Source organism: Nocardia brasiliensis IFM 10847, assembly GCF_000710915.1.
Lineage (GTDB): Bacteria > Actinomycetota > Actinomycetes > Mycobacteriales > Mycobacteriaceae > Nocardia > Nocardia brasiliensis_A.
In genome coordinates this window covers 1-19,721 of the sequence record NZ_BAUA01000089.1, presented here as the reverse complement: position 1 = coordinate 19,721, position 19,721 = coordinate 1, and the positions used below count along the sequence as shown (strand labels likewise).

Sequence of the window (19,721 nt, the reverse complement as noted above, 5' to 3'; positions counted from 1 at the left end):
CGAGTGACCGGACGCCTGCGCGTCAGCTGAGGCGGTGCGCGGCAAGGAGTTCGGCGTCGGCGAGGATGGTGTCGATAGGGCCGTCGGCGACGATCCGGCCCCGTCGAGGATCACGGCGCGGTCGCAGACGCGGTGGGCGTAGGGCAGGTCGTGGGTGACCATCAGCAGCGTGGTCGGCAGGGTCAGCAGGATCTCGGCGAGTTCGCGACGCGCGACCGGGTCGAGGTTGGCGGCGGGCTCGTCGAGGACGAGAACGTCGGGCCGGCAAGCCAATACGGTGGCCAAGGCGGCGCGGCGACGTTCGCCCAGGGAGAGCCGGGCCGGCGAGCGCTGCGCCTGGTCCGTCATCCCCACCGCCGCGAGTGCGTCGCGGACCCGCTCGGCGAGCATCGCGCCGCGCACGCCGAAATTGGCCGGTCCGAACGCGATATCCTGCGCGACGGTCGGCATGAACAGCTGGTCGTCGGGATCCTGGAAGACCACGCCCACCCGCTCCCGGATAGCCCGCGCGGTCTCGCGGCCCAATTGTGTTCCGCCGATGTGGACTTCGCCGGATGTTGCCCGGAGCACACCGTTGAGGTGCAGCATCAGCGTCGACTTCCCCGCACCGTTGGGCCCGAGCACGGCGACACGCTCACCATGGGCAATCTCGAGATCTACCCCGTGCAGCGCCGCGGTGCCGTCCGGGTACGCGAACCGCAGGTCGAGCAGGCGCACCGCGGGCGCCGGCGCCGAGGTCACCGAACCACCCAGGCGCTCAGGCAGATTCCGATGGCCACGACCGCGGGCAGGCAGCCGAGCAGCCAGTGCCGCAGCCCGGCAGCCCGCTCACCGAGATCCGGCACGACGCCGGTGAAACCACGCGACAGCATCGCCAGATGCACCCGTTCACCTCTTTCATATGACCGCAGGAACAGACTGCCCACCCCGCGCGCGGTCGCGCCGGCCTGGCGCAGCGTGCGAGGGTCGTCACCGCGCGAGATCCGGGCCAGCCGCATGCGCGCGGCCTCGTCGGCCAGCACATCGACGTAGCGCAGCATCAGCACCACGATGGTGACGATCAGGCCCGGGACCCGCAGCCGGGTCAGGCCGCCGGGCAGTTCCCGGACCGCGGTGGTCGCCGCCAAGGTCAGCGAAACACCTACGCCGATAGTCCCTTTCGCCACGATGCCCCAGGCCGCGTAGAGGCCCGTCGTGGACAGGGACAGTCCGAGCACCGAGGTGCGCGGTTCGCCCGTCGCGAAGGGCAGCAGCACCGCCAACACCACGAAAGGCACTTCGATCAGCAGGCGCGGCGCGATCCAGCGCGCCGGAATGCCGATCCACCGCCAGAGTGCGAGCAACCCGAGCGCGTAGCAAGCGAAGGGCCAGAGCAACTCTCGCGGGGTCGCGACGACGGCGCACACGGTCAGCACCGCGCAGACGATCTTCACCTCGACCGGTGCTCGGTGCGCGGCCGAGGCGCCGGGCAGATAGAGACGATTGCTCGTACCGGGCACCTACGGCGATCCCGGGGTCGCGCGGTCGTCTGTTGTCTCGTTGTGCGCGTGAACTTCTCCCTCCCGGGCCCGCCCCGCCCGGATCATCCGGAGCACGGCGAACAGAGCGGCGAACGCGGCGGCGACGCCCAGTACGCCTGCCAACCCGGTGAGTCCGTCGTCGCCGGCGATCGTGTAGTCGGCCAGCGGCGAATTCGCGAACCGGTGCTCCTCGGCGTTCTGCGCGATGCATTCGCCGCGCAGTTCTTCGACACCCTCGGTCTGCACCACCGTGCAGCCGCGTTGCGTGGTGGCGTCGAGGCCGTCGGGTTGCGAACTGGCCACGTAGGACAGCAATCCCGCGATCAGCACCGCGACCGCGGCGAAGGCCCAGAGGAAACCGGTCGTCGACACTCGCGCGCGCACCGGCGATGCGCCGCCCCGCGCCCGGCGCAGCAAATAGACCAGATCGGGGCGCGCGTTGACGACGGCGACCACGGTGATCGCGGTGATGACCCCTTCGCCCACGCCGATCAGCGCGTGGGTGATCAGCATGTACCCCGCCACCGCGCCGACCGTCGAGCCCGCCGCACCGCCGATCGTGTACTCCAGCACGAATCCCATCGCAGCGCACACCGTTGCGACGAACGCGGCGAGGAATGCGACGACGCCGATGCCGGAACGGACGCGGTCGACAAGCACCGGCAGCAGCCGGCGCGCGACCGAATACCCGACCGCGACGCCGATGAGGGCCATATTGGTGATGTTCGTGCCCAGCGCGCTCAACCCGCCGTCGGCGAACAGCAGCGCCTGAACGACGAGCACGATCGCCACACACAGCGCACCGACGTAGGGCCCCACCAGGATCGCCGCCAGTGCCCCGCCCAGGAGGTGACCGCTCACGCCCGGCAGGATCGGGAAATTGACCATCTGCACCGCGAAGATGAACGCGGCGACCAATCCCGCCATCGGCGCGGCGCGCTCGTCGAGTTCGGCCCGCGCCCGCCAGGCCGCGAAAGCCAGTCCGGCGACGGCGATGACGGCGAAGAGGGCACTGGTCGGGACATCGACGATGCCGTCGCTCATATGCATTGCCAACGTAGTGCTCACCTCGCGAGACAATACGCGGTCATGTTTTCACGTGAACAGATGTATACGTGTTCGGCTCGCCGGATCGGTCCACGGCGAACGGCGATCGGCGAGGTGGCAGAGTAGAAGAGTGGCAGTAAGTCCTCCGTTGAATCCCGAGCACGCGCGCCGCGCCGCGTCCGGTTTGGACATCATGGCGATCGAGCACTGGGCCGGCCGGTTCGACCTGCTCTCCGACGCGAACCGCCTGCGCCTGCTGGTCTGCCTGCATTACGCGCCCGATATCAGCGTCAGTGATCTTGCCGCCGCCGTCGGCATGTCCGCCACCGCCGCGTCCCAGGCGCTGCGCATTCTGCGGCAGCAGGGCTGGGTCGCCAGCAGCAAGGAAGGCCGGATCGTGCGGTACCGGCTCGCCGACGACACGATCCACCGGCTCCTGCACTGGATCGGCGCCACCCACGCGAGCGAGGCGCTAGAGCACGGCTTCCCCTGAGCAGGTGGCAGGCCGCTCTCAGAAATCCGTAATCCCCGCGCGTTCCGCGGCGAGTTCGGCGCGGACCACCTCCAGCAGCCGCCCGACCCAGCCGCGGCCGGGACCCCAGAACCGCGAGAAGTGTTCGTTGGACAGCAGTTTGGCGTCCTGCGTCGTCAGCAGCAGGTCGGCCAGGTGCGGATGCTGACGGAACTTCGCCCGCAGCAGGCCCGTCATCACGGCGAGCCGGGCATCGGACCAGCCCGGCCGCCGGGGTAGGTCACGAGCCGCTTCCGCGGCCCGGTACGCGGTCTCGGCGGCGGCGATATCGGCGCGCGCCGTCTCGTCGGACGTGCTCAGCGCCCAATATGCGTGCTCGACAGTGGGATAGGTGATCCCGGCGACGACGATCGGTGCGGGGTAACGGTTTTGCAGCGCCTCCAGGCCGGGTTCCGCCGGCCAGCCACCGGGATATCCGATGCCACCGAAGGTGACCGCCAGTGCCTGCGGCTCCTCCGGTCCATCGGCTGCCCTTCGTTGTGCGGAGGCCTCCCGTTCCCGCTCACGCCGGGCGAAGTACTCCACGGCCCACGCGCGTTCCTGCTCGTCGTCGTCGAACAGCGCGACGATCGGCCGATCCTTGTAATCCATGTCGCCGAGCGTGTAGACCCGCAGGTGCGCCGGGATCGCCAGGTACGCGGCGCGCAACGCGTCGCGGTTCTGCCCGGTCGGCTCGGCGAGGCAGGCGTCGACGGCCAGTCGACAGCGGGCGCGCGCGTCGGGTCGCCCGGCCAGCCGCTCCACCTCGTCGGCGACCTCGCCGATCAGCTCGTCGGCGTCGATCCACGAGTGCGGGTCGTCGAACGTCCACTGGGCCAGCTCGTGCACGCTGGCCTTCGCACCCGCGGGCAAAGTCGTGGCAACCCAGCCCGATCGCACCTTCGCCGCGAACTCGGTCAGATTCACCAGACCCCAGCAGTCCACCATGCCGTCGGCGTAGATCTTCAGATCGGTCAGGAAGTAGTCGCCGTTGCGGATGAACGCGTGCCGCCACGTTCCCTCGATGCGCTCGCCGTCGACTTCCCGGTAGGTGCGGTTGAAGACCGTCATGCCGACGACCTTAACGGGAGCCGTTGACCCGCAACAGTTCCGCGCCGCGACGGCACCGAATCGGACTTACCGGATTATGACGCGTGTCACCTGGCGACAGAAGTGTTGCAAGGTTAACTTAGATCGCAGAGGTGCTTACCCATTCACTCGGTTCTTGCGCATCAGGAGACGGCGAAATGTCAGAAGACTCGAATGCCAAGCAGGACAACAACAACGGCGGGATGGATCGTCGAGCGCTGCTCGGCACCGGCGTCGCCGCCGTCGGCGCGGCCGCGCTCGGCGGCGGACTGGTCGGGGCGGCCGCGGCGAGTCCCGCCGACCCGCCCGCGCTCGCGAGTGACGGCGCACTCGACAGCAATCTCAACAACGCCTCCCACCTGTTCAAGTTGCGCGCCGCCGAACGGGCGAACTTCGACGGCGGGTACCTGCAAGGGGCGAACGAGGACAATTTCCCTGTGCTGCAAGGACAGAAGGGGTCGGTCTACTTCGTGCACCTGGAGGGTGGCGGCATTCGGGAACCGCACTGGCATCCCTCGGCGTGGGAACTGAACTACATCATTTCCGGCAAAGCCAAGTGGACGATCCTGGGCACGCACCCGGACGGGACCTATCACAACGACGTCTTCGAGGCCGACCAGGGCGATCTGGTCTTCGCGCCGCAGGGCTATTTCCATTACTTCGAAAATGCCAGTGCCGACACGCCTTTGGACGTTCTTGTCACCTTCAACACCAGCGCCAAGGAACCCAATGACGATATCGGAATCGTCGCGACCCTGAACTCGCTTCCCCGTGAGGTCCTCGCCGCGTCGTTCGGCATCCCCGTCTCGGCCTTCGCCAACGTCCCGACCGAGATAAAGCCCGTGGTGATCACCCGCCACAAATAACCGAGCGTCCCGGGCGGCCGTCGCACCACCGACCGCCCGGGCCATCGGCCGGCAACTGTTCGGCGGCAGCGGCTAGGCGTGCCCGCCGCCGAGGCCCGGCTTGTGCAGTCGAGGCTGGGTTTCGAAGGTGGGGCGGTCGGTCGTGCGCACCGATTCCGGTGCGGCCACGGCCCCACGGTCGGTCGTGCGTACCGGTTCCGGCGCGACCACGGCGCCACGGTTGTCCGTGCGGATGGTCCGCGCGTCGACCTCACGGCGCGCGAAGGCGATATCGCGGGCGCTGCGCACCGACAACCGGCCGAGCGAGGTAGCGGCGAAGAACAGGATCAGTGCGCCGAGACCGTAGAAGAAGGTCAGTTGCAAGAGTGCCCGTTTGAGATCGGAGGACGCGACCGGCTCACCGAGCGCACCCAGGTTCAGCAGATCCGCCAGGAACGGACCGACGATGAACCACAGACCGGCCGCTGCGGCCAGCCATCCGCCGAAACTGGCGACGAGCCGATTCCGGCTGGTCAACATCAGGAATCCGCCGACGATCGCGACCACGCCGGGCAGCACCTCGAGCCAGCCACGCGCCGACGTCCACACCCACGAGCCGTCCGGGGTGAACGCGAAATCGAAGTACGGTCCGAGGAACGGAATCAGCGCGCCCCAGATCCCCAGCAGCAGCACCGCGAGCCCGCCGAGGGCGCCGCGACTGCGGGGTATCCGGAGTGCCGGGCCGCGGTCGGCAGCAACGTTGTCATCGACGTTCATCAGAGCCTCCATTCGTCGAAGTAACTGCTCCTACCGCCTACCCCCGCCGCACCGACATATGCACAACCTGCATAAATGAGCCGAAACGCGCCCGTCGGGCGATGCGTAGCCTGAACGCGTGGGAGTTGTGCACATCGACCGCGAGCCCGAAACGAGCTGGGATTTCGCGGCCTCGGCCGCGCCGCCGGGGGCCGCGATCATCGGTTACCGCGATCTGGACGGCAGCGGGCTGGATCTGCGCGTCGCCGGGACTACGGCGATCACCGTGGTGATCGGGTTCGGGACGCGGGAAGTGGTCGTCGACGACGCGAGCGGACGGCGCACCCTCGACAGCTTCGTGACCGGGCTCGCACTCGACCCGATGCGAGTGCACAGCGCACGCGCCGAATGCGTCGAGCTTCGTCTCTCGCCGCTGCGAGCGTATTCGTTGCTCGGCGTATCGCCCGCCGAGCTGGGCCGCGGGCCCGTCGCCCTGGAAGATCTGTGGAGGCAGCGCGCCCGGCAGTTGCGCGACCAACTCGCCTCCGCGCAGAGCTGGGACGAGCGTTTTACTCTGACGAAATCGTTTCTGGCACAGCAGGATCGGCGATCGCACACGCTCGACCCGGAGGTATCGGCGGGCTGGCACCGCATTCTTGCCGCGCGGGGGCAGGTACGGATCGGCGCTCTCGCCGAAGCTCTCGGCTGGAGTCACAAGCGACTGTGGGCGCGGTTCGAATCCCAGATCGGGCTGACGCCCAAGCGCGCGGCGATGCTGGCCCGATTCCGCTACGCGGTCGACGGCCTGCTGGCCGGACGGCCCGCTGCCGCGGTCGCGGCGGATTCCGGCTACACCGACCAGGCCCACCTCTGCCGCGACGTGTCGATCTTCGCCGCGGATACGCCCGGGGCATTGCAGGCCCAGTATTTGCCTGCCATCGCGCGGCACCGGTACCGGGCGTGGGGAAAATTCTTCCAATACCCCGCAGCCCCGCTCGATCGATAGTGGTGTTCGCCCCGGTCGGCCCATTGCCGCCGGGGCGTCACCCATCGACAACGAGAGGACAGCTGTCGTGCACAGCACTTTTGACCCCGCGGCACTGCAAGCAGCCCTGGACGCCGTCCATGCCGCAGGACTGCCCGGCGCCTTCGCCGAGGTGCGGGCCGGCGACCAAACCTGGCGCGGCGCAGCCGGAGTCGCCGACCTGGCCACCGGCAAGCCGGTCACCACCGAGATGCGGCACCGGGTCGGCAGCATCACCAAGACCTTCACCGCCGCCGCGGTGTTGCAGCAGGTCGAGCACGGCGAAATAGCCCTGGACACACCGATCGGCCACTACCTGCCGCACTTGGTTCCCGGTACGCGCGGCGCGGCGATCACCGTACGGATGCTGATCAACCACACCAGCGGTCTCGCCGAATACCTGCCGCTGGCCTATCCTTCGCTCGCCGCCTTCCCTGCCGTCGGCAGAACTACGCCGAAAAGCCTGGAGGACAACCGTTTCACCCGCTTCCATCCGGTCGAGCTGATCGAACTGGGTGTCGGTGCGCCTGCGGCCGGCGCGCCCGGCGGTACACCCGGTGTGTACTCGAACACGAATTACCTTCTGCTGTGCCAACTTCTGGAGTTGGTGAGCGGTCTGTCCGCGGAGCAGTGCATCACCCGTGACGTCATCGAACGCGCCGGACTGACGGACACCGAACTCCCCACCGAGCCCTACCTCACCGGTCCGCACTCCCTGCACTACGAGGCGTGGTTCGGCATGTTCGATCCGCCCCGTGATTTCAGCGTCTTCGACATGTCGTGGGTCGGCCCGTCCGCCTCGCTCATCTCGACCGTCACGGATATGAACCGCTTCTATCGCCTCTTGCTGGCGGGTGACATAGTCAGCCCGTCGTCACTGGCGCAGATGCAGCAGACCTGTCCGGTCATCTCGTTCGAGGGCAAGACCATCACCTACGGTCTGGGCCTGCACAAGTTGACCGTGCCCGGTCACGGCGTCTTCTGGGGCCACGACGGCTCCGCCTGGGGCAGCGGGGCATTTGCCATGATCAGCGCCGACGGACAGCGGCAACTGGCGCTGGCCGTGAACATGCAGCGGTGGAACGAACTCGATTCCGCGCAGAAGCCGCAGCCACACCCCATCGACTTCGCACTACACGCTTTCACCCAACTCGCGCTCTGCGGTTGACCCGACCCTACGGGCTCATCGTCAGCGGGGCGGCTGCCATTCGATGCGGCCGCCCTGGAAATCCTGGGCGCGGCCGTTGTTGTAGTCGTACTCGTCGCTGATCGGGTACCCGTAGCGGCCGTTCTCCCAGTTCTGGCTCGCCCAGATCTCGCGGATCGCGCCGACCACCACGCGGGCGCCGGTATCGGCCGACCAGTAGATCGAACCGCCCTCGAAATGCTGGCCCGCGCCGTTGTTCTTGGCACGGAATTCGTCGGTGGCGGGGAACCCGAGCCGGCCGTCCTCCCAGGACAGCGTCGCCCACTTGTCGCGGATCGCGCCCCAGGTGTTGTGTGCTCCGGTGGCCCGGGACCAATGGATGGTGCCGCCCTCGAAGTGGTTGAAACGCCCCGGTTTACGGGTGGGCATTTCCCGGCTGGTCGGATATCGCAAAGCGCCGTCCTCCCACCCGAGTTCGCCCCATTTGGCACGGATCGCACCGCCGATCTGATTGGCATGCCCGTCGGAGACCAGTGGATGCCAATAGATCGAACTGTCCTTCTCGAATGCCTGCCAGCGCCCGCCGCGGGAAGCATCGGACTCCGGGTTCACCGCGACACCGAAGAAGGCGACACCACCGGCCGCGTCGTATTCGATTCGGATCGCGCCGTAGATCGGATAGGGTTGCGCGGCGGATTCGGCGGGAACCAGGGCGAAGCCGGTGCACATCGCCAGAATGGTGGCAGCCCGAGCTGCTCGAACGAGGCTGCGATGTTTCGAATTTCGCGGACCAGATGACATGGTCCCTCCTTATGCCCCCAGAGTATGCCTCGATTTTACTTGCGCCCGGAGACTTTCGACAGGGGCGACCGAGGAGGAGCCGAATCCGCTCTCCGCGTTGCCCACTCACGCGTAGGGGTCGGTGATCGCGCGCAGCCGGGTCATCGTCCGCCGCAATTGGCGCATACTCGCGGTGCCGAGTTCCTCGGCCCATTCGGTCTGCACCTGCTCGGCGACCGAGTTCGCGTACGTCGCCCCCGCCCGCCCGCGTGCGGTCAGCCGGACGAGGCGGGCGCGGCCGTCGCTGGGGTCCGCGACGCGTTCCACGTAGCCGGCGCGTTCCAGTTGGTCGACCAGAAAGCCCGCGGTCTGCTTGGTCACCTGAGCCCGTTCGGCCAGTTCGGTGAGACGGGTGCCTTCCGCACCGATCTGCGCGACGATCCGGCCCTGCGCGACGGTGAGGTCGCCGTAGCCGGACTCCGCCAGCGCGGCGAAGACCCGGTTCTCCATCGATCGGTAGGCGATCATCATCAGCAGACCCACGTTGAGCTGCTCGTCTGCCATCACACTCCTTGACATTAGTACGAGAGACTGACGATACTAGTCAGAGTCACTGACCAATGCTAGCGGGAGGTGCGCCATGCCGACCGAACAAGTCACGCTGGACCGCGAAGGCAGCTGGCGGGTCATCGAAGCCCAGCGCCACGCGATCGCCGACCTGCTCACCGAACTGACCCCCGCCGAATGGGAAAGCCCCTCGCTGTGCGCCGGATGGCGCATCCGCGACGTCGCCGCGCATCTCGCCCTCACCCCGCAGGTTCCCTCGAGCTGGACGATGCTCACCGCCGCGGTCCGGGCGCGCGGCGACTACAACCGCATGATCGACCAGCTCACCACCGCATACGCCGAACATCCTGTCGCACAGCTCGTTTCGGACATCCGCGCACACGCGGCCGACCGTTCCCTGCCCAAACTCACCAACTATCGCAACATCCTGTTCGACACGATGGTGCACGGCCAGGACATCGCGCTTCCGCTCGGGCGCAACCTGGACGTGCCGCCACTCGCCGCCGCCGTCGCCACCCAGCGCGCCGCCGCCATCGGCTGGCCGGTGTTCGCCCGGCACCGCCTCGACGGTATCCGCCTGTGCGCCACCGACATCGACTGGTCCCTCGGCACGGGCCGCGAGATCCACGGCCCCATCAAGGCCCTGCTCCTCTTCGCCACCGGCCGCACCGCCCTGCACCACCACCTCACCACCGAAGGCCTCCCCCTCCACCAAGAGTGACCAGCCGGATGGATGGGGGGTTCGGCCGGTTGGGGGGTGGTCGGGGGCTACGAGGCGGGCCTACGCTCAGCGCGATCACCGCTCCGGCGCACGGACGGAGCGGTGATCTGTTCTTGCGGTGCGTATTTCGCACCCCTACAAGGTGATGAGGGTAGGCATGAATAGATTTCGCGCGGGCAACCGCGGCGTGCGAGCTGCCGGGCTCGGTGTCGTGGCGACTGTGGCGCTCGGATTGTCGGCTACCGGTGCGGCGCATGCCGATACCTTTGTGCCGCTACCGGACGGAGAACGACTCGGCCCCGGCTTGAAGATCAGTCGCACGCAGGAAAGTGCGCTGATCTCGCAGTCACTGGCGGCCAACGGAGCCGGACGCGTAGCGTGGCTGACCGGGACGGTGATCGCGGACGTGACGGCGACCCCGCCCGGCAAACCCGGCCCCAACAACGGAGCCAAGAACGCGCCGGGCACGAACAACTCCTCGACGCACGGAGCGTCGCGGCTCAGCACGGGGTATATCGTCGGCTGCCAGGTCAGCATCAGCGACAACGCCATTTCCGCCGGGCTGTCCGCCGGCGCCAATCTCACCAGCGGAAAAGTGGGCGGCTCGATCGGCCTGAAGCTCGGCCCCGGCCAGGTGAGCTTCGTCGGCATCGAAGGCAAGGACATCCTGCGCCCCGGCGTCTACTCGATCGAGTACCGCGACGTCGAGATACAGATCCAGGGCTGTGCGGGATACGCCCAGGCGCGTTCGTACACGGTGGCCGAGATCATCGGCGACAACTACGCCAAGGTCTCCCTCTACGGCCAGCCGTTCAGCATCGGATGACACCGAAGCCCCCCTCGCACAACAGCATTCGACCCAAGGATACCTCGATGATCAATCGCGCTGCCGTGGCACGCCTGGCCACCGGCGTCGCCGCGACCGCGGCCCTCGGCCTGTGCCCCACCGCCGCCCACGCCGACACCGTCGTTGCGCTGCCCGGCGGCGAGCTCACCAAGACGCTGTCGGACGGCACGGTGCTGACGGTCCGGCTGGTCGGCGAATCCGCCACCATCAGTCCGTCCATGGGCGCCACCCCGGTCCACCGCAACGCGTGGGTGTCGGGCTCGGCACAGGTCGAACTGTCCGGCTCCGACGCGGTCGGCGGCAAGATCTATCCCGGCTACGTGGTGGGCTGTCAGGTCACGCTCAAAGGCGGCGGCGTGAACGGCGGCGTCGACGCCAAGACCGACTGGGAGGGCAAGAAACCGGAGATCGGCGGCAAGGCGGGCGGCAACCTCACCCTAGGTCCGGGCCAGGCCAAGTCCCTGTATCTGCTCGACCAGGAAGAAGCCGACGACTTCGGCAACGAATCACACAGCACCCGAAACAAATTCAAGGGCACGAGCGGCAGCGTCACCTGGGCCGATTCCACGATCGGTGTACAAGGCTGTGCGGGCTACGCCCAAGCCCGCGCCTTCGTCCGCGTGAAAGTCGCCACCGCCACGGTGAATTCGGTGGTCACCCTGTGGGGACAGCCGTTCAGCATCGGCTGACTCATCGATCTGCCGCCGCTTGGCTTTTCCTCGGTTCGCCGACTCGCACATGCCAGTTCATCCATGCGAACAGCAGCAGGATGCACCCGGTGCCGACCAGTGGCGACGCGACGGCCGCCACCTGCACCGGGCTGGTGAGCACGAGCGCGACCCGCACCAGCGATTCCGCGATGAGGCCGACACCCCACACCGCGGCGACGGTGCGGTGCTGTCGCCGGAAGGCCCGCGACTGCCGCCAGGCTTCGTCCCAGCTGAGTCCGTCGGGGACGAAATCTCTACGGATGTAATAGGTCAACGGTCGCCACAGCGCCAGCGACACCAGGATCACCGCGCCCATCACCGCGGTGATTATCGGATCTTTGAGCAGCACGACCGTGGCATTGCCGGTCAGCAGACCGGCCAGGACGCCGAGCACGAATCGGCTCAGCACGAGCACCGACAGCGCACTCACCCGTCGATGCCTCAGGTAGCCCACCCCGACCCGCAGCGCCGAGACACCGCCCGCGGCGACGAGCGCGACGACATCGGAGACTCCCGCGAGCGTCAACGCGAGATAGGCGGCGTACGGCACCCCGACGTCGACCACGACCGTCTTGGCAACCAGCACCCCGGAAGTCTTTGCCGGACTTGCTCTCTCATCGTCGAGCACGGTGATCGCACCGGCCGGGCAGCGCGCCACCGCGTGCTCGACCGCGAGTCGATGCCCGGCCGCCGGTCGCTGCGCCACGAGCCGGACCAGGCCGGTGTCGTCGTCCTGGTCGAACACCGCCGCCGCGGCGAGCACGCAATTCCCGGACCCGATGCACATATTTCTATCCACCTGAACCCGCATGCGCCACTACCACCGCACCGGCAGCGACTGCACGCCGTAGACGATGGAATCCGCGCGGAACACGAGTTCGTCCGGCGCCACGGCCAAGCACAGCGCGGGAAATCGGCGAGCCAGTTCCGGTAGCGCGATCCGCAGTTCCAAGCGTGCCAGGGGTGCGCCGACGCAGTGGTGGATGCCATGGCCGAAGGCCAGATGACCGCTGGGCTTCCTGGAAATATCGAAGGTGTCACCGCCCGGCCCCAGGGCCGGATCGCGGTTCGCGCCGGGAATCGAACAGAGCACCATATCGCCCGCGGCGATCGGCTGGTCCCCGATCACCGTGTCCCGCAGCGCCGTTCGCATACCGGGGTGATGCACGATCGAGAGATAGCGCAGCAGTTCCTCGACCGCGTGATCCGTGCTCGCCGGATCGTCGCGCAGCAGCGCCCACTGATCCGGATGCTCGAGCAACAGCAGAGTGCTCAACGCCAGCATGCTCGCGGTGGTCTCGTGTCCGGCGAGCAACAGCAACGCGCCGATACCGATCAGGTCCGCGTCGGAGAGGGCGGCGCCGTGCCGGCGAACGAGCATGCCGAGCAGATCCTCGCCCGGGTCCGCTCGTTGCCTACGCACCAATTCAGCCATGTACCAGCGCGATTCGGCGCCTGCGGCAGCGCGTTCGACATGGCTCAACGACCGATCGAGCTGGGCCGCGCCCCATTGCTGGAACTCCGCGCGATCAGCGTAGGGCACGCCCAGCAGCTCGCAGATCACCAGCGACGGCACCGGCAGCGCGAAGCTCTGGACCAGGTCGACCGGACCGCCGTGCGCGGCCATCGCATCCAGATGTTCGGCGACGATCTGCGCGATGCGCGGTTGCAGTCTGCGCATCCGGGCGACCGTGAACTCCGGGGTCAGCACTCGGCGCAGGCGCGTGTGCTCCGGCGGATCGGCGACGACGAGCGGTCCGGGTGCGACGTCGGCCATCCGGGCGGCGGCTTGCGCGCCGAGCAGCTCGGCCAGGTGCTCGGCCATGCGATCGAACGAATTGCTGTACAGCGCAGCATCGTTCAGTACCTGCCTGGCATCATGGTAGCGGGTGACCAGCCACACCGGGACGGCCACCGGCCCCATCGGCAGCTCGACCCGGCTCACCGGCCGGGCTTGTCGACGCCGCACGAGTTCGGCGGTCGGGTCGAATCGTTCTCGTCGTCGATAGAACGGTACGGAGGCGGTGTGCGTCATCGATCGAATCCCATTCACTCAGCACGCAGGACCGCGACAGAGAAGCAAGAGTCGACTCTCACTTGCGTCGCTGACCCGAAGGTAGCACAAATGAGAGTCGACTCTCGTTACGAGCCTTGACCGGACGTGCTGATCAGCGAGAACTCAACGGCCGCGGGGAGATTCCGTGGTTGCGGCCGCATCGAACGGTGGCAACGGGGTAGCGGCGGCGGGCCGCATCGCGTCCAGCATCAGTGCGAGATAGCGCCGCCATCCCTCGCCCGGCCCCTGCCCCGCAGTGCCCATCCCGAGGAACATGGCGTCGGCGGCGCCGCCGAGCCGCTGCGCGCCGATCAGCATCGTGGTCAGCCGGGGCAGATCGGCGGCGACAAGATCATCACGCACCACCCCGGCGTCCTGCGCCCGCCGCAGCACGACACCGAACGTCTCGAAATACTGTGCGGCCAACCCGGTGAAGATATTCGGCGATTGCGCGGCCGCGATCGTGCGCTGCTCGTCCGCGGCCACCTCGAGCACCACGGTCAGCATGTCGACCATCGCCTGCCACGGATCCGCGGTGTCCGACGCCGCGGCGGCCACCGGCGCGATCGCCTCGTCGAAGCGCCGGGCGAGCACGGCGTGTATCAATTCGTCCCGGCCCGCGAAATGCCGATACAGCGTCGCCTCCCCCACTCCGGCACGCCGAGCGACCGCACTCAACTGCGCGTCGGGGCCGTGCTCGGCGAACACCACCCGCGCGGCATCCAGAATGCGCTCGATATTGCGGACCGCGTCGGCGCGCGGCCGCCGCTGAGGAGTCGAGACCATTGCCTCACCTTAGGTCCGGTTCCCGATTCCGCCGACCCGGTGCGCGACCTCGCGACATAATTGGCGCAGCCGTTGCCAGTAGCTTGCCGCGGCCACGATGTTCGCTGGTGCGTCGTCTCTGTACGGAGGTCGGTGATGGGCGGGAGATCGGCGAGATACGACCGGGCACCTGGCACATTGCTCCACCACGAGCGCTTACCGGAGCAACTGTGGCCCGTCGGCAGCGCCGTTTGCTATCGGATCCATTACCGCAGCATCGGATACGACGGCGCGCGCCGCACCATCGGCGGTTCGGTCTTCGTGCCCACGGGCGCCGCGCCGCCCGGCGGGTGGCCGGTGGTCGGCTACGCCCACGGCACCTGCGGTCTCGCCGACACCACGGCACCGTCCCGGGCGGGCCTGTCGAAGCTGGAACGGCTGCACGTCGGGGCGTGGTTGTCCGCCGGATGGGCAGTGGCGGCGACCGACTACGAAGGTCTGGCGACGCCGGGTCCCCATCCATACCTGAACGGAGAGGCGGTGTTCGACGACGTCATCGACGCAGTGCGCGCCGCGCACGGGCTGGCGCACCCGCTGAGCACCGCGTGGATCGTCGTCGGCTTCTCCCAGGGCGGGCACGCGGCCCTGTTCACCGCGATCGCGGCTACCAGCTACGCGCCCGAGTTGGACTTCCGCGGCACGGTGGCACTGGCGCCACCGGTGCACGCCACCACCATCATTCGGTTGCAGACCAGCGACGGCGCCGGCCCGCTCACCATCTTCGTGCCGTTCCTGCTCGCGGGTCTGCGCACCGGGCGGCCCGACTTCGACGCACGCGCGTTCCTCACCCCGGCCGGGCGAGCGATGGTCGAGTTCGCTACGCACGCCTCTCTCGGCCAGATGTTCAAGGCGATCTCCACCGCGACCAACGACCACATCGGTACGACCGACCTGCTGGTGGACCGCCCGCTGATCGCGGCAGTCCTCGACTCGTGCAGGGTCCCGCTCACCAGGCTCGATCGGCCGCTGTTCCTCGCCGCGGGCGGCGTGGACGAGGTGATTCCGCTCGTGGTGGTCGAGCAGTTCGCCGCCGACCTGCGCGACACCGGCTCCGAACTCACCTACGCCGTGTACCCGGACGCCACGCATGCGGCGATGCTCACCGCCGGACTCGACGAAATCCACACGTGGGCAAACGATGTGCTCGAACGGCCGCAGACCTGCTCGAGCGGTCCCGCACGCTGCGGGTTCGATCTGCTCGACCGCACCGGCGACGGTTTCCTCACTCGCGACGACTACGACGCCTTGGCCCTGCGCCTGGTGCAAGCGGCCGGTGAGCCACCCGGCTCGGCCAAAGCCCAGGCCGTCCGGCACGGATACCGCGCGCTGTGGCATGCGGTCCGCACGGCCGCGGACGCCGACGGCGACGGCCGGGTCAGCGCAGCCGAATTCGCCGACTGGCTCGGTTCCGGCGCCGAGTTCGCCGGCGACATCGAGCCGCTGGCGCGCGCCGTCATCGCTCTCGCCGATACCGGGGACGGCCTGCTCCAATCGGCCGAGCTGGATCGAATCCTGCTCGGCGGCAACTTTTCCCGAGCCGAGTCGCGCGAGATCTTCGCGCGCCTGGATCGCGACGGTGACGGCGCGGTGAGCGTCACCGAACTCGTCGACGCGGTGCGCGCCTTCTGTGCGCGGCCCACCCGCGACCAGCCGGGCTATTGGCTGTTCGGGAGGTGCTGACTCGCCGCTACCGCACCCCTACAGTTGAGCCTTGCGCTGAACACGAACACCTGGCGAGCAGAGAGGGCGTGTATGGGGATCGAAGGAGAGCGGCTGGGCCTGCCCGCGCTGTGGGCGGTGGCGGCTTGGGGGCTGATCGCGGCCGTGCTGTCGGCCCCGGTAGCGGCCGCCCTGGTCGGTGTGGTCTACCGGTTTCCGATCCCGTTCGGCGACCATGCGCAGGGTGTCGGCGAGGCGGGCAACGCGGCCATGGCCTCGGTGTTCTATCTGGTCAAAGGCGAAGGATTCGTGCTCGCCGCGCTCGGCGGCGGTGCGGGCTACGGCATCGCCCGAGCCGTCGGGCCGGGGTTGCTGCGCGCGCTCACGCTCGCCGTCCTGGCGGCTTTCGGCTTGGCGCTGCTGGCCGCCCTCGTTCTTGCCGTGCTGTAGCTCAGGGCGTACAGGTGGACGCGCGGGCGCCCGGGCAGCCACCGACGCCACCGAGCGATCGGGTGGCGGAGGCTGTGCGAGTCGCCCGGCTGTGGTCGAGGCGATCGGCCAGCGAAGTCCGCCGGTGCGCCGACGCGCGCAGATAGGCGGTGATCCAGCGCCGTGCCGGAGAGTTCCGTGCCGGTTCCGCGCGCATCACCGGCGCGTCCGGTCGAGCCGAGTCGGCCTGCGCACGAACAGCTTTGACGGCCATGGTGGCCGCGACAGGATTCATTGTCATTCCTTTCCGGATCGTCAGCCGCGCACCGGTCCGGTACTGGAGCGGACGATCAATTCGGTGGGCAGCACGACTCGTTCCTCGGTGTAGTCGGGGTCGAGCAGCATGCGGCCGAGCAACTGTCCCTTCATCCGGATCGGTTGCCTGATCGTGGTGAGGCCGGCGGTTTCCGCGGCCGAGATGTCGTCGAAACCGGTGACCGAGATATCGCGCCCCGGAGCCAGTCCGCGCCGCCGCATGGCATCGAGGACGCCCAGCGCGAGCACGTCGCCCATCGCGGCAATCGCCGTCGGGCGGTCGCGACGATCCAATACCAGTTCGGCAGCGGCGATTCCGGAGTCGACCGAGTTGTGACCGCCGGAGACGACGGTGATCTCGGCATTCGGACCGAGACCGTCGCGCAGGCCACCGATCCGCAGCCGGGCGTTGTTGTAGAGCACCGACAGGTCGCTGATCTCGCGTACGCCCGCAGCGTCGCGGCCGCAGTCGACGACCGCGGCCACCCGGGTGTGGCCGAGCTTCGCCAGGTGCGCGCCGACCGCCCTGGTGGCGGCCACCTCGTCGATCACAACGCGGCGGCCCGGAAATTCGTCGTCGGAATGCGCGAACGGCAGGCCGCGAGCCGCGACCACGTCCAGCGCGGGGTGGTCCGGGTCGACACAATAGGCCACGACGCCGTCGACCACCGCGTTGCGCACCGCCTCGACGGACTCCCGAATGGCCTGCTCATCGGCGCCGAACTCATAGCGCGGCAACGGGATCAGCAGCAGGCCGGTGCTGGTGCGCTCGGCCACCTCGCTCAATCCGGCCAGCAGCCCGACCGCGAACGGGTCGGAGAACGCATAGGACAACTCTTCGGTGAGGATCAGGCCGATCGCACCCGCCCGCCGGCCGCGCAGCGTCCGCGCCGCCGCGTCGGGACCGGTGTAGCCGAGCTCCCGCGCCGCCGCGAAAATCCGTTCCCGCACCGCCACCGAGAGCTGCTCGGGCCGGTTGTAGGCGTTCGAGACCGTCGACAGCGAGACACCCACCGCCGCCGCAACGGACTTCATGGTCGCTCTGGGTGGCATGCCGAACAACTCCCCAAGGTCTACTGAAACGTTCTACTAGAACGATACAGAAGCCTACGCCCGAAGGCGAGCACCTATTCCGGCCGGGGTCGGCAACCGACCCAGAGCCCGATCATGGTCGACGGTGGCCCCAGCCGACGTGCGCTTCGGACCGCATCCGGTCGACGATGTGCGGATAGTGCAGCTCGAAGGCCGGTCGCTCGGACCGGATTCGAGGCAGTTCGTAGAAGTTGTGCCGAGGTGGCGGGCAAGTGGTGGCCCACTCCAGTGAGTTGCCGAAACCCCACGGATCGTCCACGGTGACGACCTGGCCGTAGCGGTAGCTCTTGAAGACGTTCCACAGGAACGGAATCATCGACCCGCCCAGCACGAAGGCCCCGATCGTGGAAATCGTGTTGAGCGTGGTGAATCCGTCGCCGGGCAGGTAGTCGGCGTAGCGCCGCGGCATGCCCGCGTTCCCGAGCCAGTGCTGGGCCAGGAACGTGAGATGGAAGCCGAAGAAGGTGGTCCAGAAGTGCCATCTCGCCAGGCGCTCGTCGGCCATTCGCCCGGTGATCTTCGGGAACCAGAAGTAGATGCCGGCGAAGGTGGCGAACACGACGGTGCCGAACAACGTGTAATGGAAGTGCGCGACAACGAAATAGGTGTCGCTGATGTGGAAGTCCAGCGGCGGGCTGGCCAGGATCACACCAGAGAGTCCACCGAAGAGGAAGGTCACGAGGAACCCGAGCGAGAACAGCATCGGCGATTCGAAGGTCAACTGACCGCGCCACATGGTGCCGATCCAGTTGAAGAACTTGACCCCGGTCGGCACCGCGATCAGGAACGTCATCAGCGAAAACCACGGCAGCAGAACGGCTCCCGTGGCGTACATGTGATGCGCCCACACCGCCACCGACAGCGCCGCGATGCCCAGGGTCGCATAGACCAGCGCCGTGTAACCGAAGATCGGCTTACGCGCGAACACCGGGAAGATCTCGGACACGATGCCGAAGAACGGCAACGCGATGACGTACACCTCGGGGTGGCCGAAGAACCAGAACAGATGCTGGAACAGGATGACTCCACCGGTCGCCGGATCGTAGATGTGCCCGCCGAGATGCCGGTCGTAGAACAGCGCCAACGCCGCCGCGGTCAGCAGTGGAAAGACCATCAGCATCAGCACACTCGCCACGACCACGTTCCAGGTGAAGATCGGCAACCGGAACATCGTCATCCCCGGGGCACGCAGGCACACCACCGTGGTGATCATGTTCACCCCGCCGAGAATCGTGCCGAGCCCCGAGACTCCCACCCCGAGAATCCACAGATCCGCGCCCACGCCCGGCGAGTGGATGATGTCGGTCAGCGGCACATACGCCGTCCAGCCGAAATCGGCGGCGCCACCGGGCGTCACGAACCCGGCGGTCGCCATCGAGGCGCCGAACAGATAGAGCCAGTAGCTCAACGCGTTCAACCTCGGGAACGCCACATCCGGAGCCCCGATCTGCAACGGCACCAGGATGTTCGCGAAGCCGAAGATGATCGAGGTCGCGTAGAACAGCAACATGATCGTGCCGTGCATGGTGAACAGCTGGTTGTACTGCTCCGGCGAGAGGAACTGCAGACCCGGCCGCGCCAGCTCGCCACGGATCAGCAAGCCCATGACGCCCGCGATGAGGAAGAACGTCATCGAGGTCACCAGATACATCTGACCCAGCACCTTCGGATCGGTCGTGGTGACCATCCGGTACAGCGCCGAACCCTTCGGCAACCGCCGCGCCGGGTACGGCCGCTGCGCCACCAATTCCGGTTCCGGCTTGGGAGTTACCGCTGTCACC

General features: G+C 67.9%; 21 protein-coding genes and 2 pseudogenes. 9 read left to right on the top strand and 14 right to left on the bottom strand.

Going from position 1 to position 19,721, the window contains the following annotated elements; genetic code table 11:
• Window positions 1-22 precede the first annotated feature (22 nt).
• From NBRGI_RS46480 to NBRGI_RS48740, 4 genes and pseudogenes are all read right to left on the bottom strand, one after another.
• Window positions 23-741, bottom strand: a pseudogene (locus tag NBRGI_RS46480) (energy-coupling factor ABC transporter ATP-binding protein).
• Window positions 738-1,499 (bottom strand): cobalt ECF transporter T component CbiQ, encoded by a 762-nt coding sequence (cbiQ, locus tag NBRGI_RS19185; RefSeq protein ID WP_029898217.1) that lies wholly within the window; start codon window positions 1,497-1,499, stop codon window positions 738-740. The pseudogene NBRGI_RS46480 and the gene cbiQ overlap by 4 nt, the downstream one beginning before the upstream one ends.
• Window positions 1,500-1,892: a PDGLE domain-containing protein gene (locus tag NBRGI_RS48745; RefSeq protein WP_200882195.1), complete on the bottom strand. Its 393-nt coding sequence runs from the start codon at window positions 1,890-1,892 to the stop codon at window positions 1,500-1,502.
• 27 nt (window positions 1,893-1,919) lie between these two features.
• Window positions 1,920-2,570, bottom strand: a pseudogene (locus tag NBRGI_RS48740) (energy-coupling factor ABC transporter permease); the annotation flags it as partial.
• Window positions 2,571-2,760: 190 nt separating this feature from the next.
• Here NBRGI_RS48740 and NBRGI_RS19175 point away from each other — a divergent pair.
• Window positions 2,761-3,060, top strand: coding sequence for an ArsR/SmtB family transcription factor (locus tag NBRGI_RS19175; RefSeq protein WP_370627796.1), 300 nt, complete (start codon window positions 2,761-2,763; stop codon window positions 3,058-3,060).
• An 18-nt stretch (window positions 3,061-3,078) separates the two neighbouring features.
• On the opposite strand, the gene NBRGI_RS19170 is transcribed toward NBRGI_RS19175, so the two are convergent.
• Complete coding sequence (locus NBRGI_RS19170; protein WP_029898211.1) at window positions 3,079-4,149, bottom strand: NADAR family protein; 1,071 nt, start codon at window positions 4,147-4,149, stop codon at window positions 3,079-3,081.
• 176 nt (window positions 4,150-4,325) lie between these two features.
• On the opposite strand from NBRGI_RS19170, the gene NBRGI_RS19165 reads away from it, so the two are divergent.
• Window positions 4,326-5,033: a cupin domain-containing protein gene (locus NBRGI_RS19165; RefSeq protein ID WP_029898208.1), complete on the top strand. Its 708-nt coding sequence runs from the start codon at window positions 4,326-4,328 to the stop codon at window positions 5,031-5,033.
• 72 nt (window positions 5,034-5,105) lie between these two features.
• Here the strand turns inward: NBRGI_RS19165 and NBRGI_RS19160 are convergent, their stop codons facing one another.
• Window positions 5,106-5,789 carry a hypothetical protein gene (locus NBRGI_RS19160; protein WP_235211013.1) on the bottom strand — a complete coding sequence of 228 codons (684 nt, stop codon included), beginning with the start codon at window positions 5,787-5,789 and terminating at the stop codon, window positions 5,106-5,108.
• A gap of 118 nt (window positions 5,790-5,907) precedes the next feature.
• Here NBRGI_RS19160 and NBRGI_RS19155 point away from each other — a divergent pair, with 118 nt between their 5' ends.
• Both NBRGI_RS19155 and NBRGI_RS19150 read left to right on the top strand, forming a co-directional pair.
• Window positions 5,908-6,774 (top strand): helix-turn-helix domain-containing protein, encoded by an 867-nt coding sequence (locus NBRGI_RS19155; RefSeq protein ID WP_029898204.1) that lies wholly within the window; start codon window positions 5,908-5,910, stop codon window positions 6,772-6,774.
• A gap of 67 nt (window positions 6,775-6,841) precedes the next feature.
• Entirely contained in the window at window positions 6,842-7,960 is a 1,119-nt protein-coding gene (locus NBRGI_RS19150) for a serine hydrolase domain-containing protein (protein WP_029898202.1), read from the top strand.
• Between the two features lie 21 nt (window positions 7,961-7,981).
• On the opposite strand, the gene NBRGI_RS19145 is transcribed toward NBRGI_RS19150, so the two are convergent.
• Window positions 7,982-8,668 (bottom strand): LGFP repeat-containing protein, encoded by a 687-nt coding sequence (locus tag NBRGI_RS19145; protein WP_029898200.1) that lies wholly within the window; start codon window positions 8,666-8,668, stop codon window positions 7,982-7,984.
• 177 nt (window positions 8,669-8,845) lie between these two features.
• Window positions 8,846-9,283: a MarR family winged helix-turn-helix transcriptional regulator gene (locus NBRGI_RS19140; RefSeq protein ID WP_029898198.1), complete on the bottom strand. Its 438-nt coding sequence runs from the start codon at window positions 9,281-9,283 to the stop codon at window positions 8,846-8,848.
• A 76-nt stretch (window positions 9,284-9,359) separates the two neighbouring features.
• On the opposite strand from NBRGI_RS19140, the gene NBRGI_RS19135 reads away from it, so the two are divergent.
• The 3 genes from NBRGI_RS19135 to NBRGI_RS19125 all read left to right on the top strand — a co-directional run bounded on the left by NBRGI_RS19135 (window position 9,360) and on the right by NBRGI_RS19125 (window position 11,543).
• On the top strand, window positions 9,360-10,007 hold the full coding sequence (locus NBRGI_RS19135) for a maleylpyruvate isomerase family mycothiol-dependent enzyme (protein ID WP_029898196.1): 648 nt from the start codon (window positions 9,360-9,362) through the stop codon (window positions 10,005-10,007).
• A 157-nt stretch (window positions 10,008-10,164) separates the two neighbouring features.
• Window positions 10,165-10,833: an MspA family porin gene (locus NBRGI_RS19130; protein ID WP_029898194.1), complete on the top strand. Its 669-nt coding sequence runs from the start codon at window positions 10,165-10,167 to the stop codon at window positions 10,831-10,833.
• A gap of 47 nt (window positions 10,834-10,880) precedes the next feature.
• Complete coding sequence (locus NBRGI_RS19125; RefSeq protein WP_029898191.1) at window positions 10,881-11,543, top strand: MspA family porin; 663 nt, start codon at window positions 10,881-10,883, stop codon at window positions 11,541-11,543.
• 1 nt (window position 11,544) lies between these two features.
• On the opposite strand, the gene NBRGI_RS48735 is transcribed toward NBRGI_RS19125, so the two are convergent.
• From NBRGI_RS48735 to NBRGI_RS19110, 3 genes are all read right to left on the bottom strand, one after another.
• Window positions 11,545-12,375 carry a VC0807 family protein gene (locus NBRGI_RS48735; protein WP_081878144.1) on the bottom strand — a complete coding sequence of 277 codons (831 nt, stop codon included), beginning with the start codon at window positions 12,373-12,375 and terminating at the stop codon, window positions 11,545-11,547.
• Between the two features lie 6 nt (window positions 12,376-12,381).
• Complete coding sequence (locus tag NBRGI_RS19115; protein WP_029898188.1) at window positions 12,382-13,599, bottom strand: cytochrome P450; 1,218 nt, start codon at window positions 13,597-13,599, stop codon at window positions 12,382-12,384.
• Window positions 13,600-13,743: 144 nt separating this feature from the next.
• Window positions 13,744-14,406 carry a TetR/AcrR family transcriptional regulator gene (locus NBRGI_RS19110; protein ID WP_051727885.1) on the bottom strand — a complete coding sequence of 221 codons (663 nt, stop codon included), beginning with the start codon at window positions 14,404-14,406 and terminating at the stop codon, window positions 13,744-13,746.
• A gap of 135 nt (window positions 14,407-14,541) precedes the next feature.
• Here NBRGI_RS19110 and NBRGI_RS45285 point away from each other — a divergent pair, with 135 nt between their 5' ends.
• Both NBRGI_RS45285 and NBRGI_RS19100 read left to right on the top strand, forming a co-directional pair.
• Complete coding sequence (locus NBRGI_RS45285) at window positions 14,542-16,125, top strand: lipase family protein (RefSeq protein ID WP_081878143.1); 1,584 nt, start codon at window positions 14,542-14,544, stop codon at window positions 16,123-16,125.
• A 72-nt stretch (window positions 16,126-16,197) separates the two neighbouring features.
• Window positions 16,198-16,554 (top strand): hypothetical protein, encoded by a 357-nt coding sequence (locus NBRGI_RS19100; protein WP_029898182.1) that lies wholly within the window; start codon window positions 16,198-16,200, stop codon window positions 16,552-16,554.
• Between the two features lies 1 nt (window position 16,555).
• On the opposite strand, the gene NBRGI_RS19095 is transcribed toward NBRGI_RS19100, so the two are convergent.
• The 3 genes from NBRGI_RS19095 to ctaD all read right to left on the bottom strand — a co-directional run bounded on the left by NBRGI_RS19095 (window position 16,556) and on the right by ctaD (window position 19,720).
• On the bottom strand, window positions 16,556-16,828 hold the full coding sequence (locus NBRGI_RS19095) for a hypothetical protein (RefSeq protein WP_029898179.1): 273 nt from the start codon (window positions 16,826-16,828) through the stop codon (window positions 16,556-16,558).
• A 20-nt stretch (window positions 16,829-16,848) separates the two neighbouring features.
• Entirely contained in the window at window positions 16,849-17,901 is a 1,053-nt protein-coding gene (locus tag NBRGI_RS19090) for a LacI family DNA-binding transcriptional regulator (protein WP_029898177.1), read from the bottom strand.
• A 112-nt stretch (window positions 17,902-18,013) separates the two neighbouring features.
• Window positions 18,014-19,720, bottom strand: coding sequence for an aa3-type cytochrome oxidase subunit I (gene ctaD / locus NBRGI_RS19085; protein ID WP_029898176.1), 1,707 nt, complete (start codon window positions 19,718-19,720; stop codon window positions 18,014-18,016).
• Between the last annotated feature and the right edge of the window lies 1 nt (window position 19,721).